Origin of the sequence: Hoyosella subflava DQS3-9A1 (assembly GCF_000214175.1) — a bacterium.
Taxonomy (GTDB): Bacteria; Actinomycetota; Actinomycetes; order Mycobacteriales; family Mycobacteriaceae; genus Hoyosella; species Hoyosella subflava.
This window is the reverse complement of sequence record NC_015564.1, coordinates 3,735,516-3,748,808: the sequence shown is the minus strand read 5'-3', so window position 1 is coordinate 3,748,808 and position 13,293 is coordinate 3,735,516. Positions and strand designations below refer to the sequence as shown.

Sequence of the window (13,293 nt, the reverse complement as noted above, 5' to 3'; positions counted from 1 at the left end):
CCGACAATCTCCTCGATACTATAGAACAACATTTACTGTGACAATAGTCGTTGTCATTGTTTGGGTGTGACACGTGCTGGGTTCGCACGCCCACCTTGCAGCGACAACTGGTCGATGTTCGAGGTGGTTGTCGCTATTCGGTGGGCAAGTGGCACCACTGCGGGGCGCGCAAGTTAACCAGATCAGCTTCTGCGTGGGCGCGCCCATGGGCGCGGCAGGAACCGGGTAGACACGACGTCGGGCCGGAAAGGCATCTGCGGCCGGCGCAACGTCCGCGCCATCCACTCACCGAGAACGACACCCGCGGCGAGCGCAACACCAATCGCCATTGCGTTGGCAAGGTTTGAGATGCCTTCGAACCGATCGTCCGCAACGAGCCCGTACAACCCGCGGTATATCGCGAGGCCGGGTAGCAGTGGAGTGATGCCGGCGACAGCCACGACAAGCGGAGGAACGAGAGCGCGGCGCGCGACAAGGCCACCTGCGAACCCAACGAGGATCGCCGCGGTGCCTGCCGCTGCGACGGTCCCGGCCTCAGCGTTTACCGTGGTGAGGAAGGTGGCCATTCCGGCTGCTCCGCCGAGCGCCGCAGCTGTGAGGGCCCTGCGTTCGGCGTAACTTGCGAGCGCGAAACACATGGCGGCGACGGCGCCCGCGAGGATCTGGACCGGCATTCGTGTGAAGCCCTGGACGAGGGTCGTTCCGATCATCGGCAGGTCTATTCCGAGCTGCTGGGTGATCTGCAGGGTAAGGGTGACGCCGGTGATGATTCCCGCGGTCATCATCACGACTTCCAGCAGTCGCGCTGACGCGGTGATAGGCGCACCCGTAATGGCGTCCTGGACAGAGCCGACCAGTGACAAGCCAGCAAGCAGCACGACGATCCCGGTGGCGACGATTTGGGAGGGGTGCACGGTAATCCCCAGCGGCCCACTGAGGAGATACATGATCGGCGCGGGAATCGTGGCGATGATTCCGCCAACCACCTGCTGGTAGAACAGCGGGAGCCCGAGCTGGTTCAGCGCAAGATTCGTGCGGTAGATGGCGATCGTCGTGAGAAAGGCAACTAGCGCGATTACCGGCCCGGCGCCGAGCAGGACCGCGACCGATGCGGCGAGCCCCGCCCACCCCGATGTCGCGACCCAGCGCGGGTAAGGGTGCGGGGCTGAAACGATGGTGTCGAGAATGCGATGCGCCTGAGCCGGTGTCAGTGCGCGGTGGCGCATCCGCCGAATCAGCTGATCGACTGCCGAGAGCCGTGTGAAGTCCAGCGATCGATGGTGGACGACACGCATCGTGGTCGCAGGTGGGAGAGACGCGCCCCGATGCGCCGTGATGACGATCGAGTTGTACGTGACGTCTACCTCACACTGTTCGAGTCCGTAGGTGGAGGCGACGAACTGAATCTGGGTCTGGGTATCGATCGCGCCGGTTCCTGCGTCGAGCAGTACCGAGCCCACGCGGACCGCGAGGTCAAGGGTCTCGGTCACCGCACTGTCGTCGCTGAGGTCGATTGGCCGCAGCGGCAGGATCGCGGGGATCGCAGCAGTGTCGATGGTGGCAGGTTGTGCGCTGGGTGGCCCAAAAAGCGCCGTCATCAGGCGCTGCGACCATCCACTCATGCTGATGACCCTCCCTCTAGTATCCGGCGCACCGCGATTTCGATGACCGACCTCCATCCATGATGGCGAGTGCGCCTCGACAATGCGATGTGGGGGTCGTCGCTTTCATGAACGGATGATGTGCTGGGCGTAATTAGCCTCTGAGACATGCCGCGGCTGTGTGCCCGCAGAAACCTGTCAGACCGATACCGTACGGTGCGAGGCGAAATGAAGCGCCCTGTTTTTCTGGGCATTGCTGGCGTGGCAGGAGGAACGGTGACGGAGGAGCTGACGTGCTTGGAGATCTGCGCGGGGGCAGGTGGGCAGTCGCTCGGACTGGAGATCGCTGGGTTCCGTCACGAACTCGCTGTGGAGATCGAGCCAGAACCTTGTGCGACCCTTCGGCTGAACCGCCCCTCCTGGAAGGTACATGAAGGTGATGTCCGGGAGGTGCGCGGCAGGGATTTTCGCGGCGTTGATTTGATAGCGGGAGGCGTCCCGTGCCCGCCGTTCTCGATCGCGGGACATCAGCTCGGTGCTGACGACGAGCGAGACTTGTTCCCCGAGGCACTGCGTCTCGTCGCGCAGGCGCGCCCCGCAGCCGTGATGCTCGAGAATGTGCGCGGCCTCTCGACAGCCCGATTCGCGCCTTATCGGCAGTCCATTCTCGACCGCCTCGATTCCCTCGGATACAACGCCGACTGGCAGGTGCTCAACGCCTCCGAGTTCGGCGTGCCTCAATTGCGTCCTCGATTCATCTTGGTCGCGGCGAAACGACGTTTCATGCGACGTTTCGAGTGGCCTGGCGCGAAGGGAACGCCGCCGACCGTGGGGGAAACGCTATATCGTTTCATGGCTCAGGATGGCTGGCCGGGGGCTGGCCACTGGGCAGCAGGCGCGGAGGGAATCGGCCCGACGATCGTGGGTGGTTCCCGTAAGCATGGTGGTCCAGATCTAGGCCCGACCCGCGCTCGCGCGGCGTGGCTGGCGCTCGGGGTAGACGGGAGGGGCATCGCTGACGCGGCGCCCGGAACGGAGACACCGATGGATTTCACTCCGCGACTGACTCTGGAAATGGTCGCCGCGCTGCAGGGCTTCCCGCCCGAGTGGCAGTTCTCGGGACGCAAAACGGCGGCATACCGGCAGATCGGGAATGCCTTCCCTCCGCCGGTCGCCACCGCAATCGGTGGTTCCATCCGGCGGATGCTGGCAGGGGGCGCCGCGACCAATCGCCGATCTCGTGCGGCCGCGGTGCGGAAAGACCGGCTTTTGCAGCCTGTCAGAGCAGTCGGCTGACGGAGTCATCGACACTGACTTTGAGTGAGCCGCGGCGCGAGGCAGGGATGGTAGGTGCGGCCGCGGTCGCGGACTCTCCCGGGCGCGCGCAGCGCCACAGGGTGCCTTCAATCTCGGCGACAGGGCCGTGGTCTCCACGAGCGGCAGGCACCACACGGATGCTGACGAACTCGCCAGGCTGCGGAACCGCCGCACCGAGTTCGTGTGCCACTGCCCTGTGTGCGACGTAGTCGCCGCCGGCGATCAGAATTCCTTCTGCCTGCAACGTCGAGCGGGCCCCGCCGTTCGCGCGCACCCGCTTCATGTAGTCGTCTTGCTCCGCGACCGTCGCCACGGTATTGCGGCCAATGCGATGGTTGGTGACACGGCGGAAAAGTTCATTGACGCGCTGCTGGCCAGTTGGAAGCGAGAAGATGCGAGCCACCACAACTGGATCCACTTTCAACAGCACATTGGGTGGGAGTTCGGCATCCTTGTGCAGCCACACGACCTCAGCTATACCTTTCGGGCTCAGCGCGGTCTTCCCGTCGCGATTCACGCTGAGCCGACAGATTTCCGGTCGCGCGCGCACCACTCCGACGCTCCACGTCCCGGCCTGGTCGCTTGCGGTGCACGCAAGAATGACGTGGCCTAACGCCTCCGGCGGAAGCATCCACCCGCCAGACCGCTGCGAAAACTTGCAGTCCACGTCATAGCCGTTGATCTTGTAGTCGAGAAGTTCACCGTCTCGCAGCACATCTCCGAACGCGCGGCGCAGGTTGATTTCGATGAGCGTCCCAAAGTGGGTCTTTTCGGTTTTGTAGAGCTGATCCCAGCAGTAGCGGCCGGTGTGCTGCCCGTCGTAGAGCTGGTCGAACGTGGCGCGGAAAACGGCAGCGAAACGTTCACCTTGTGGGTCCGCATGTCGCAGCGACGAGACGATCTCCTGCACTACCCGGTCACCAATCTCAAGCGGCGCAGCGGAGGCGCCCGCCGGGGCGAGTTCGAACAGCGCCTCAGTGTGCCAGTCCGATCCCTTAGTGGCCGGTGCTGCGGCGCGCGTGAAGGCGTCCAGAGGCAGGAAGCTAGAGTCGTCGTGCACTCCGCCACTGTAATGTGCTGTAACGCCCGCTGATCGATACGACCGGCCGTGCAGTTGACGTGCGGGCTGTTGATCATAAGGAGGCTGTGACGTTGGCGGGAACAGACCGGGAGCCATTATCGGCGGGCCATGTTCGAACCGAAACGGCGCACATTCACTTCGAGACGTACGGCGACAGCGCTCTCGCCCCGCTCGTCGTGCTGCATGGAAATGGCGAGGATCTGCATACCCTGGATACTCAGATCCGGGCCTTCGCAGCCCACCACTGGGTGGTGGCGATTGATACTCGCGGTCACGGCCGGTCCAGCGGTGGGACCGAGTCGTGGGACTTCCCGCTTTTCTCGCGTGATGTACTTGCGGTTCTCGACGAACTGAACATCCGTTCCGCACATGTTTTCGGTTACAGCGATGGCGGCAACATCGCGCTGCAACTCGTGTCGGACCACCCGCAGCGGGTCCGATCCGTGTCGGTGGTGGGTGCGAATCTGGACCCAACCGGCCTGCATCCGTGGACCCGCGCGGTGCTGATTGTGCAGCGGGCCGCGCTATCGATTGCGGCACGCCGATCGCGCCGGGCAGCAGCAGCGCTGGCAAAGATCGTGCTGATGACTGATCATCCGCACATTGATCCGGTACGGCTCCGCCGTGCGCATATCCCGGCGCTGGTCATCGCTGGCCAGCGCGATGTTGTCCGCTCCGGTCACACCGAGCTGATTGCCCGGTCGTTGCCAGGAGCGGAGTTACACATTCTGCGGGGCGCGAAACACGAAATCCCCGCCGAGAACGCGGAACAGTGCAATGCGCTGGTGCTGGATTTTCTGCGGACAGTGGATGCTTGACCAGCGAGGTGCGGGGTGGATGCTGATCGGGGGAGGGGCTGCCGGATTTGTTGCTGCCGTCCTGCTTACCGTCGAACGGACACGAATGCTCGCCTTGCCGGGCTACCTGCCGCTGTGCGACGTCAATGAGCGATTGACGTGTGGAGCTGTACTGACGTCCTGGCAGGCGGAGGCGTTGGGTTTCCCCAACACGTATCTGGGCCTAGCGGGCTTTCCGCTCGTCACCGCGGTGGGGGTGCTCGCTTTGGGAAACGTGCGAATGCCCCGGTGGTTCGTGCTCACCCACCTTGGCGGGGTGATCGCAGCGTCCATCTTCGTGCTGTGGCTCGTGTATCAGAGCGTTGCGGTCATTCGGGTGCTGTGCCCGTACTGCCTCGTGGTGTGGGCGGTGACGCCGCTGGTCCTCATCGCGGCGATCAGATTGGCGGTCAGCGCCACCAGTCGTCAAACGGCGTAACGGGCACCGTGCGCTTGTGCCGCGTTGCCAGGTAGACACGTTCAATACGTGCTGCGGTCTCCTCGCTGACGGAGCCACCCTCGAGGTAGCTGTCGATCTCCTCGTACGTCATCCCCAGCGCGGCTTCGTCGGGGAGTGCGGGCCGACCGTCCTCGAGGTCAGCGGTGGGGACCTTTTTCCAGATGGTCTCGGGCGATCCGAGTTCTCGAAGAAGTTGTTTACCCTGCCGCTTCGTCAGACCGGCCAAAGGTGTGAGGTCGACGCCGCCGTCACCGTACTTTGTGAAGAACCCGGTGACTGCTTCCGCTGCATGGTCGGTTCCCACGACGAGCATTCCGAGCTGGCCGGCGATGGCATATTGCGCGACCATGCGCTCACGCGCTTTGACGTTGCCCCGCACAAAGTCGCTGATGCCCTCGTTCCCGCCTTCGAGGTGGGAGATCGCATGCGAAATTTCCGTTGCGGCTGCGGCGGTGCTTGCTTTGATGTTCACGGTCGTCAGATCGTCGGGTTCGATGAACTCGAGCGCTGCGTTCGCGTCGGACTCGTCGGACTGCACGCCATGCGGCAGGCGTACCGCGACAAAACGCGCAGCGGTGCCTTCAGAGCGGAGTTCGGTAGCAGCCATCTGGCAGAGCTTGCCAGCGAGTGCGCTGTCCTGACCACCGCTGATGCCGAGTACGAAGCCCGAGGCCCGTGTAGCTGCTGCGTACTGTTTCAGAAACTCGACGCGCTTCCGGATCTCTGTTGCAGGGTCAATCTGGGGTGTGACGCACAGTTCACGCTGAATCTCTTCACGCAGGCCGCTCATGCGTATCTACCTTAGCGGGGCCCGCGGGACACCGCAGGCCAGCCGGGCACCCTAGCGTGCGCCGCGTTCGGCTTCCGGTCGCAGATGGTCCCGAATCGCGCGGAGCGCCTCGAAGAACGGCGCCCGCGCTTCGGCAGGCACCCCGTCGAGGAAGGCGTCCTGAACGATGCTGAGATGGCCGGGCAGGACCTCCGTGACCTTCCGGAGCCCGTCCTCTGTGATGACGGCGGTGGTGCCACGGCGATCGTCAGGGCTAGTTTCTCGTGTGACGAGGCCGCGGGACTCCAGACGATCGACTAAACGGGTCGCACCACTGTTGGTCAGCGCTGCCTGCGCGGCAAGGTCGGACATGCGAAGACTCCGCTCCGCGCTTCTGCTCAGCCGAAGCAACGCTTCGAACTCGGCTGGGGCCAGGTCGTGTTCGCTGATCTGGCTAGCGGTTCTGCTGGTCAGTGCCCCGTAAGCTTCGACGAAAAGACCCATCAGGGTGATTCTGGGGTCGTCGAAGAGGGTGCGATCGTCGGCCATAACGAAAATGCTAAGCCTTCACGATCGTGTAGTACTTGCCTATGCAAACTCTAGTGGTGGCCGCCACACGAGTCGTGTTGGGGAGTCAGTCTGCTCGCGGCACTGTGGCGCGCACCAAGTGCTCCCAGGTCATGACAAGATCGTCGAGGGAAAACTGTTGAGTGCGAAGCTGATACAGCACAAGCCCGGCGGTGAGTGAAGCAAGCAATGAATCGGCGAGTAAACGTGGGTTGATCGTCACTCGCGCTTGGATCAAGAGATTCATCACATGGGTGTGTTCGACGGCGTGCGGCGGCGACCTGTATGCGCTCATAGGCTGCCGCTCGGCTTGCAATTGCAGTTCACCGTGTTCGTCGAGGAAAGTCAGGCGCGCGCGTCCGTACGCGAGCAGTCGGTCTACGGGTGCAGCGCCTGGACCTAGCGGAGGGGGGCCGAACAGGTAAGCATGCTGAAGTTGCTGCTCAGCCTCGTCGAGGAGCGCGAACATCAGCCCTGATCGGCTGCCGAATCGCCGGAAGACCGTGCCCTTGCCAACGCCTGCGCTGTGTGCGAGGCGTTCCATGGTCAGCGCTTCCGCGCCCTCGGTGCGCACAATCTGCCGCGCGCTGCAGAGCAGTCGTTCGCGGTTCCTTACAGCGTCTGCGCGCTCCGATTCTGGTGCACCGATGAGCGGAAGCCGGCGCGCGGGGTCACTTCCGGAGGCTGTCACTTAAAGGATGGTAGTCGGCAGGGGCAATCTGTGACCTCAATCACACGCCAACCGCATCGGGATGAAACCGGACCGCGGTCCGGTTGTACGCGGTATCGAGCGGCGACCGCTGCGAAAACAATCGGACATCCTGGAGGGCATCATGGCAACGAAGAACGGCACCTCGAACGGCGTGAAAGTCGCAGTGCTGGTGGGGAGCCTCCGTGCGGGCTCGCTGAATAGAGAGCTCGCCGAAATCGCGGTCACCAACGCCCCCGATGGGATCGACGTCTCGATCGTGGATGGGCTGGGCACCGTGCCGTTCTATTCGGAAGATGTCGACAGCCGCACTGGCGTTCCCGTGCCTGCTGAAGAGCTCCGTGCCGCCGTCGAGGCTGCGGACGCGCTGCTGCTTGTCACGCCCGAATATAACGGGACCCTTCCGGCAGTACTCAAGAACGCCATTGACTGGCTGTCGCGCCCGTTCGGTGAAGGTGCAATCAAAGACAAGCCGGTCGCTGTGGTGGGAATCGCGGCAGGCCAGTACGGCGGAACCTGGGCCCATGATGATGCTCGCAGGTCGGTGGGAGTCGCGGGTGGCCGCGTGGTCGAGGAGGTCTCCGTCTCGATTGGCGGCGCATACCAGCGTTTCGCCGAGAATCGCCCGGCCGACGACGCTGAGGCAGTGACACAGGTGCGGGAAGCAGTGGTGTCGCTCGCCGGTAGTGTTGCCCTCGTCGCCTAGGGAAACCCGCCCCTCTTAGCTATAGTGAAAATCATTATCGGATAAGAGGAGGGCGGATGAAGGTCCGTAAGTCATTGCGGTCACTGAAGAACAAGCCAGGCGCGCAGGTCGTCCGGCGCCGGGGCAAAGTTTTCGTGATCAACAAGAAGGAGCCACGTTTCAAAGCTCGGCAGGGATGACCGCCGGGCGCGTGGATATAGTGTGACTGAACTTCGCGCGGATGCCGCCGCGGTGCGGTAGACAGTGAGCAGCAACGCTGTCACGACCTACCGCGCAGCGGCGAGCGGCGAGGAGTCACGGGTGACCACATCAAAGGCAACAAAGTCCCACTTCCCTGGGTTCGTCGCGAGTTCGCCGACGGCGCAGCATTGCCTTACGGTTCTGATTCGGGGTGGGGAATTCCGCAGCGCGAACTTCGTTGTTCCGATCTCGGACGGTGGCCTGAAGATCAGTGGCGGAGTTGAGAACGGAACGTTCGTGGCTCCCTCGGATGGGAGCCACGGTATCTATGGAAAGTCGCTCGCTGTACCTGGCGGCGTCACCGGAGTTGGTGCCGTGTCCCGCGCGCTTGGCTCGATGGGCAATGTGACAGCACAGGTCCAGGCAGTCAAGCCACTGTTGCTCAACGATTTGCTTGCCTTCGATCTCACCTTGTTCCTCCGCATACATGTGCAGAACCCGCTCGTCGGGGGTGAGTGCTACATCGGCACACCGAGCGAGCCGCTCACTGTCCGGATGCAGCGAATCGAGGGTGACGATCACATTCCCAAGCTGACCCGCGACGGCATTCCATCCGGAGTGATTGCGATCGGAAACATCAACGTCGCCGCCTCGAACTTCAAGGTGCCCGCGGTGACCGGTGCGGGGCCGATGGGTGCGTTCAACACCGTCGTCAATGTGCGGGCAAGCTTGCCCAACTCTGGTGTTTCCACCTCCCTGAGTATTCGCGCGGACGCTTACATGGCACAAAATCCGGACTACAGCGGAGATTAGCTGTCAGATTTAGGCGGCCGGCCCTGACGCCTGACAGGCCGTGCCGCATCGGGCATCCTCCGCGCTTCTGTCAGAGCCTTGCGCAGCAGGAACTCGATTTGCGCGTTGGTGCTGCGCAACTCGTCCGCCGCCCACTTCGCCAGTGAATCATGGACGGCGGGGTCGAGCCGCAACAAGATTTTCTTCCGCTCGGTCGCCATTGCCTGGCCTACTGGTAGAGCGTTCCTGTGTTGACCACGGGCTGTGCGTCGCGGTCAGCGCACAGTACGACGAGCAGGTTGGAGACCATCGCTGCTTTTCGCTCTTCATCCAGTTCGATAACACCGTCGCTATCTAGGCGATCCAGCGCTTGCTGGACGATCGTGACAGCACCCTCGACGATGCGTTGGCGTGCCGCGATCACGGCGCCCGCCTGTTGACGCCGCAGCATGGCTTGTGCGATTTCGGGCGCGTATGCCAGTCGGGTGATCCGGGATTCGATGACGCGGACACCTGCAGCGTTGACACGGACCGCGATTTCTTCGGCAAGCTTCGCGTTGATGTCGTCCGCGTTTTCACGCAGCGATAGCCTGTCGGACGCGTCGTATGGGTACGACCCAGCGATGTGACGGACCGCCGCTTCCGTTTGAAATTCGACAAATTCGACAAAGTCATCCACCGCGAACACAGCTCGCGCGGTGTCCTCGACCTGCCACACGACAACAGCGGAGATCTCGATGGGGTTGCCGTCAACGTCGTTGACCTTCGCGCGACCGGTTTCGTGGTTGCGGATGCGGACGGAGACGCGTTTACGAAGCGTCAGGGGATTGACCCAGCGAAATCCTGGTGTGCGCAACGTCCCGCTGTAATTTCCGCCCAGGACCTGCAAGACCCGCGATTCGTTTGGTGCCACGAGGGTGAGCCCTGCGCCGACGATGAGGGCGGCGAGGATGAGCACTACCCCGACCCCGACTGCTGTCCAGCCGGCTGGCGATTGGGCTATCACCCCCATAACGATGAGTGCAGGTGCCGCCAGAAAAGCGACTAGCACCGCTCCAGCTACCGGCCACCCGTTGGTGTTCGGTGCGGCACGTTCACTGATTTTAGGTGCGGGAATCAGTGGGACCTGTGATTTCTGGGGCGCGGGTGCGGTTGTCATTGCCAGAAACCTCCTCTCTGAGGCTGGTTGCTAGCAATATGATATCAGTTTCTGTGATGGAGTGGTTCTAGGGTTCTTTGCGCACTACCGCGAGAATCTCCGGCCCCCGCGACTCCAGTGCACGGGACGAAATCCGACCGCCGAGGATCCAAGCGCCGTATCCCACACCAGCGCCGACGGGCACCGCGAGCCACGCGATCCAGCCGCCGGATGCGGTCAGGAGCGCGAACACAGTGAAGACCGCAGCAAGGGCTGCGATGGTCAAAAAGAGTGACGCAAGCGAAGCGCTATTGAACGAGCCACGCGTCGAGAACGGGTTGCCCTGTTTCGCGGAAGGCACCGGATAGGGCGCGAGAACCGACGACAGTCCGACCGCTGCTGCACCCACCCCCAGCGCCGCGAAGTAACTCGAGAGATCGTAGGCGAGGGCGTCGAGCCCACGGTCGTACAGGACGTAGCGGCCGACCAGCACAAGCATCAGGATTGGGGCCGCGAGTGTCACCCAGGCGAACTGCTTGCCGCGCAGGTCGTGACGGGCACCGTCTGGCGTCACGAGAACCTGCCAGACCGCGGGTCCATCGAACCCGTATAGGTTGAGGAAGCCGGAGAGCAACGCGATCGTCATGATGACGAGGGCACCGGCGAGGTACGCGTCAAATCCCTCCATGATCGAAGGGCCTACGAATACCAGCGCAAGGAACATCGGCACTACCAGCAGCGCAGCTTTGCGGCGCGGGTCACGCCACAGAAGTGCGAACTCTTTGCCCACGGAAGCGCTCAGCGGTCCCTGTGCGCGGCTGCTGGTGCGTCGTGATTTCTCAGCCGCACCCGATTCGCCTCCAGGCCAGAGCATTTGACGCGTTACCACGGGCGTCCACGCCCAGGATATGACGGCAATGAGGCTTGCGAGCGCAAGCAGCATGCCCAGCGCGGAAATCCATGATCCTGCAATGGCAAGGTCGGTGGCGTGCGCTGCCCAGCCGAACGGGACCGCGCGCAGTAACGTGTTCAGCCAGGGTGCATCGGCGTTGATGACTGCGGGGACGATCAGCTGCATTGCCATGTACACAAGCCACAGCCCGGCACCGAGAACTACGGCAGCCAGCATCGCCAGGTCGCGGCCTTTGCGCGTACTTGCAAGTGCTGTCAGCCAAATCCCTACAAGGCGGGCAAGTCCGACGACGAAGATAGTTTGCAACACCACCGCCGGGACAGCGACAAAGACAGCCTCGGGCGCGGTCCGGAGCGCGTACAGAACAGGTCCCCCGAGGCCCAACAGGGTAAACGCGACCGGTGCGGTCGCGAACGACGTCAGGAGGAAGGCCACCGCGAATTGGCGCGGTGGTAGCGGAAGTAGTGCGAACTGCGTGGGCCGAAGCGCACCGCCTACTGTCCCGGCGACAAAAGGCGTGAAAATCCAGACAACACCCCAGGTGGCAGCTACGAGCGCAATCAGGTCCGCTTCCGCGCCTGGCCGGTCAAACTGGGCCAGCCCGACAAGGAGGGATCCGATGCCTGCGAGAAGCCCGAGCACCCCAAGCAGGATGTACAGCGCCAGGCGGCCACCCGTGTGATTGTTTCGGGTAATCGCCCACCGCAAACGCATCAGGAGCGCAACCACGACAGCTCCTCTCCGCCATCGGTGTGGCCGCCGACGAGGCGCACGAATACATCCTCGAGCGGCTCGCTCCCGCGTACCTCCTCGATCGTTCCGCTTGCGGCGATCGCGCCCTCGGACATGACCGCGACATGCGAGCACAGCTGTTCGACGGTGGCCATGACGTGGCTCGAGAGAATGATGGAACCGCCTCCCGCGACGAACCGCTGCAGGATTTTCCGGATGGTTGCGGACGACACGGGATCGACGGCTTCGAAGGGTTCGTCCAGTAGCAGCAGCCGCGGGGCGTGGAGCATCGCGCAGGCGAGGCCAATCTTCTTGGTCATACCCGCCGAGTAGTCGGCGACGAGTTTGTCTCCTGCATCGCTCAGTCCAAGGACGTTCAGCAGTTCAGTGCTGCGCTGGTCGACAGTCGACTTGTCCATACTGCGTAGAAGGCCCTGAAATGTCAGCAACTCGCGCCCAGTAAGGCGGTCGATCAAGGTGAGGCCGTCGGGGAGAACACCGAACAGTGTTTTTGCAGTGACCGGGTCTGCCCAGACGTCGTGGCCGAACACTTGAGCCCGCCCGATGTCCGGGCGCAGCAGGCCGGTGGCCATTGCGAGCGTGGTTGTTTTTCCGGCTCCGTTGGGTCCCACGAGACCGTAGAACGACCCTCGCGGAACAGTCAGTGACACGGAGCGGACGGCTGGATTCTGTCCGAATGATTTCGACAGTCCCTCGAGGGCGAGCGCGGGCTCAGACATGTGCAAGCCTCCTGAATTGGTTAGTGACAGCCTGCCGCAAAAAGGGCCTGATCGGAGTGCCGGGCAATCAATCCGTGTCGGAACTCACCGGCGCCGCGGAACTGTGAATCAGCGCATCGAGGCCCGAAACGTATTGTTCCACCGTAAGGTCGCCCAGCAGATTTCGCTGGACGATGAAGCCGACCATCGCGCTGTACATCACTTTGGCAACATCGCGTACCTCGGCGGTTTGTGCGATATGGCCAGCGTCCTTCCAGCGCGAGGCGGTATTCATCCACCGTGCAAGAACCGCCGTACCGACCGTTTTGACTTGATCGCTGATCTCCTTTTCGCGAAGTGCCTCCGACCACACATGCATGGCGACGCGCGTCAGGTCTTCGGTCTGCGACGCGATGTATTGCAGCATCGTGGATGCAAAGAACCCGAATGCTTCCGCGGGAGGCGGTACTGGCTCAACGGCGTCGAGCGTGTCGAACGCAGCAGTGAGACCGTAGGAGACCCGTTCTGCAGTGGCTTTGATCAGGTCGAGCTTGCCCGGAAAGTAGCGGTACACGGCACCTGCGGAGAGGTCTGCTTCGGAAAGAATGTCCTGCATCGACGTCATGTGGAAGCCGTTGCGTGCGAAACAGCGCCACGCTGCCGAAAGAATCTGTTCCCGCCGGGCGCTGAGGTGCTCTTCAGAGACGCGTGGCATGTGATGAACCCTATCCGTTCTCTCCAGCGAAGCCGCGCTCTTGTTTGAGCGGTGGCGC

General features: G+C 62.9%; 16 protein-coding genes. 6 read left to right on the top strand and 10 right to left on the bottom strand.

What is annotated here, in order from left to right; genetic code table 11:
- Positions 1 to 182: 182 nt before the first annotated feature.
- A complete protein-coding gene (locus tag AS9A_RS17615; RefSeq protein ID WP_013808463.1) occupies positions 183 to 1,622 on the bottom strand; it encodes a threonine/serine exporter family protein in 1,440 nt (479 codons plus the stop codon).
- 207 nt (positions 1,623 to 1,829) lie between these two features.
- Here AS9A_RS17615 and AS9A_RS17610 point away from each other — a divergent pair, with 207 nt between their 5' ends.
- Entirely contained in the window at positions 1,830 to 2,897 is a 1,068-nt protein-coding gene (locus AS9A_RS17610) for a DNA cytosine methyltransferase (protein ID WP_049793774.1), read from the top strand.
- Here the strand turns inward: AS9A_RS17610 and AS9A_RS17605 are convergent.
- Positions 2,881 to 3,978: a NaeI family type II restriction endonuclease gene (locus AS9A_RS17605; protein WP_013808461.1), complete on the bottom strand. Its 1,098-nt coding sequence runs from the start codon at positions 3,976 to 3,978 to the stop codon at positions 2,881 to 2,883. The genes AS9A_RS17610 and AS9A_RS17605 overlap by 17 nt on opposite strands.
- Before the next feature lie 86 nt (positions 3,979 to 4,064).
- Here AS9A_RS17605 and AS9A_RS17600 point away from each other — a divergent pair, with 86 nt between their 5' ends.
- Entirely contained in the window at positions 4,065 to 4,817 is a 753-nt protein-coding gene (locus AS9A_RS17600; RefSeq protein ID WP_049793773.1) for an alpha/beta fold hydrolase, read from the top strand.
- The gene (locus AS9A_RS17595) at positions 4,810 to 5,274 is read left to right on the top strand and encodes a vitamin K epoxide reductase family protein (protein WP_049793772.1); all 465 of its coding nucleotides are present in this window, start codon (positions 4,810 to 4,812) and stop codon (positions 5,272 to 5,274) included. Before AS9A_RS17600 ends, AS9A_RS17595 begins: the two co-directional genes overlap by 8 nt.
- Here AS9A_RS17595 and nadE read toward each other — a convergent pair.
- The 3 genes from nadE to AS9A_RS17580 form a co-directional block, all read right to left on the bottom strand.
- Positions 5,246 to 6,085 (bottom strand): ammonia-dependent NAD(+) synthetase, encoded by an 840-nt coding sequence (gene nadE, locus AS9A_RS17590; RefSeq protein WP_013808458.1) that lies wholly within the window; start codon positions 6,083 to 6,085, stop codon positions 5,246 to 5,248. The genes AS9A_RS17595 and nadE overlap by 29 nt on opposite strands.
- Before the next feature lie 51 nt (positions 6,086 to 6,136).
- On the bottom strand, positions 6,137 to 6,613 hold the full coding sequence (locus tag AS9A_RS17585; RefSeq protein WP_013808457.1) for a MarR family winged helix-turn-helix transcriptional regulator: 477 nt from the start codon (positions 6,611 to 6,613) through the stop codon (positions 6,137 to 6,139).
- A gap of 85 nt (positions 6,614 to 6,698) precedes the next feature.
- Positions 6,699 to 7,322: a TetR/AcrR family transcriptional regulator gene (locus tag AS9A_RS17580; RefSeq protein ID WP_041451189.1), complete on the bottom strand. Its 624-nt coding sequence runs from the start codon at positions 7,320 to 7,322 to the stop codon at positions 6,699 to 6,701.
- 142 nt (positions 7,323 to 7,464) lie between these two features.
- On the opposite strand from AS9A_RS17580, the gene AS9A_RS17575 reads away from it, so the two are divergent.
- The 3 genes from AS9A_RS17575 to AS9A_RS17565 all read left to right on the top strand — a co-directional run bounded on the left by AS9A_RS17575 (position 7,465) and on the right by AS9A_RS17565 (position 9,039).
- On the top strand, positions 7,465 to 8,046 hold the full coding sequence (locus AS9A_RS17575) for an NADPH-dependent FMN reductase (RefSeq protein ID WP_041451188.1): 582 nt from the start codon (positions 7,465 to 7,467) through the stop codon (positions 8,044 to 8,046).
- A 56-nt stretch (positions 8,047 to 8,102) separates the two neighbouring features.
- Entirely contained in the window at positions 8,103 to 8,225 is a 123-nt protein-coding gene (gene ykgO, locus AS9A_RS17570; protein WP_013808454.1) for a type B 50S ribosomal protein L36, read from the top strand.
- A gap of 121 nt (positions 8,226 to 8,346) precedes the next feature.
- Positions 8,347 to 9,039 (top strand): hypothetical protein, encoded by a 693-nt coding sequence (locus AS9A_RS17565; protein WP_148262500.1) that lies wholly within the window; start codon positions 8,347 to 8,349, stop codon positions 9,037 to 9,039.
- Here the strand turns inward: AS9A_RS17565 and AS9A_RS17560 are convergent.
- The 5 genes from AS9A_RS17560 to AS9A_RS17540 form a co-directional block, all read right to left on the bottom strand.
- On the bottom strand, positions 9,036 to 9,239 hold the full coding sequence (locus AS9A_RS17560) for a hypothetical protein (RefSeq protein ID WP_013808452.1): 204 nt from the start codon (positions 9,237 to 9,239) through the stop codon (positions 9,036 to 9,038). The two genes, AS9A_RS17565 and AS9A_RS17560, sit on opposite strands and share 4 nt — an antisense overlap.
- An 8-nt stretch (positions 9,240 to 9,247) precedes the next feature.
- Positions 9,248 to 10,177 carry an SPFH domain-containing protein gene (locus AS9A_RS17555; RefSeq protein ID WP_013808451.1) on the bottom strand — a complete coding sequence of 310 codons (930 nt, stop codon included), beginning with the start codon at positions 10,175 to 10,177 and terminating at the stop codon, positions 9,248 to 9,250.
- A gap of 67 nt (positions 10,178 to 10,244) precedes the next feature.
- The gene (locus AS9A_RS17550; RefSeq protein WP_013808450.1) at positions 10,245 to 11,798 is read right to left on the bottom strand and encodes a hypothetical protein; all 1,554 of its coding nucleotides are present in this window, start codon (positions 11,796 to 11,798) and stop codon (positions 10,245 to 10,247) included.
- The gene (locus AS9A_RS17545; RefSeq protein ID WP_013808449.1) at positions 11,783 to 12,541 is read right to left on the bottom strand and encodes an ABC transporter ATP-binding protein; all 759 of its coding nucleotides are present in this window, start codon (positions 12,539 to 12,541) and stop codon (positions 11,783 to 11,785) included. Before AS9A_RS17545 ends, AS9A_RS17550 begins: the two co-directional genes overlap by 16 nt.
- Before the next feature lie 67 nt (positions 12,542 to 12,608).
- Positions 12,609 to 13,235 (bottom strand): TetR/AcrR family transcriptional regulator, encoded by a 627-nt coding sequence (locus tag AS9A_RS17540; RefSeq protein ID WP_013808448.1) that lies wholly within the window; start codon positions 13,233 to 13,235, stop codon positions 12,609 to 12,611.
- Between the last annotated feature and the right edge of the window lie 58 nt (positions 13,236 to 13,293).

Excerpts from the sequence above, each read along its gene's own strand:
- AS9A_RS17615 (WP_013808463.1), bottom strand. The coding sequence starts at position 1,622 with ATGAGTGGATGGTCGCAGCGCCTGATGACGGCGCTTTTTGGGCCACCC.
- AS9A_RS17610 (WP_049793774.1), top strand. The coding sequence starts at position 1,830 with ATGAAGCGCCCTGTTTTTCTGGGCATTGCTGGCGTGGCAGGAGGAACG.
- AS9A_RS17595 (WP_049793772.1), top strand. The coding sequence starts at position 4,810 with ATGCTTGACCAGCGAGGTGCGGGGTGGATGCTGATCGGGGGAGGGGCT.
- nadE (WP_013808458.1), bottom strand. The coding sequence starts at position 6,085 with ATGAGCGGCCTGCGTGAAGAGATTCAGCGTGAACTGTGCGTCACACCC.
- AS9A_RS17585 (WP_013808457.1), bottom strand. The coding sequence starts at position 6,613 with ATGGCCGACGATCGCACCCTCTTCGACGACCCCAGAATCACCCTGATG.
- AS9A_RS17575 (WP_041451188.1), top strand. The coding sequence starts at position 7,465 with ATGGCAACGAAGAACGGCACCTCGAACGGCGTGAAAGTCGCAGTGCTG.
- ykgO (WP_013808454.1), top strand. The coding sequence starts at position 8,103 with ATGAAGGTCCGTAAGTCATTGCGGTCACTGAAGAACAAGCCAGGCGCG.
- AS9A_RS17560 (WP_013808452.1), bottom strand. The coding sequence starts at position 9,239 with ATGGCGACCGAGCGGAAGAAAATCTTGTTGCGGCTCGACCCCGCCGTC.
- AS9A_RS17555 (WP_013808451.1), bottom strand. The coding sequence starts at position 10,177 with ATGACAACCGCACCCGCGCCCCAGAAATCACAGGTCCCACTGATTCCC.
- AS9A_RS17545 (WP_013808449.1), bottom strand. The coding sequence starts at position 12,541 with ATGTCTGAGCCCGCGCTCGCCCTCGAGGGACTGTCGAAATCATTCGGA.
- AS9A_RS17540 (WP_013808448.1), bottom strand. The coding sequence starts at position 13,235 with ATGCCACGCGTCTCTGAAGAGCACCTCAGCGCCCGGCGGGAACAGATT.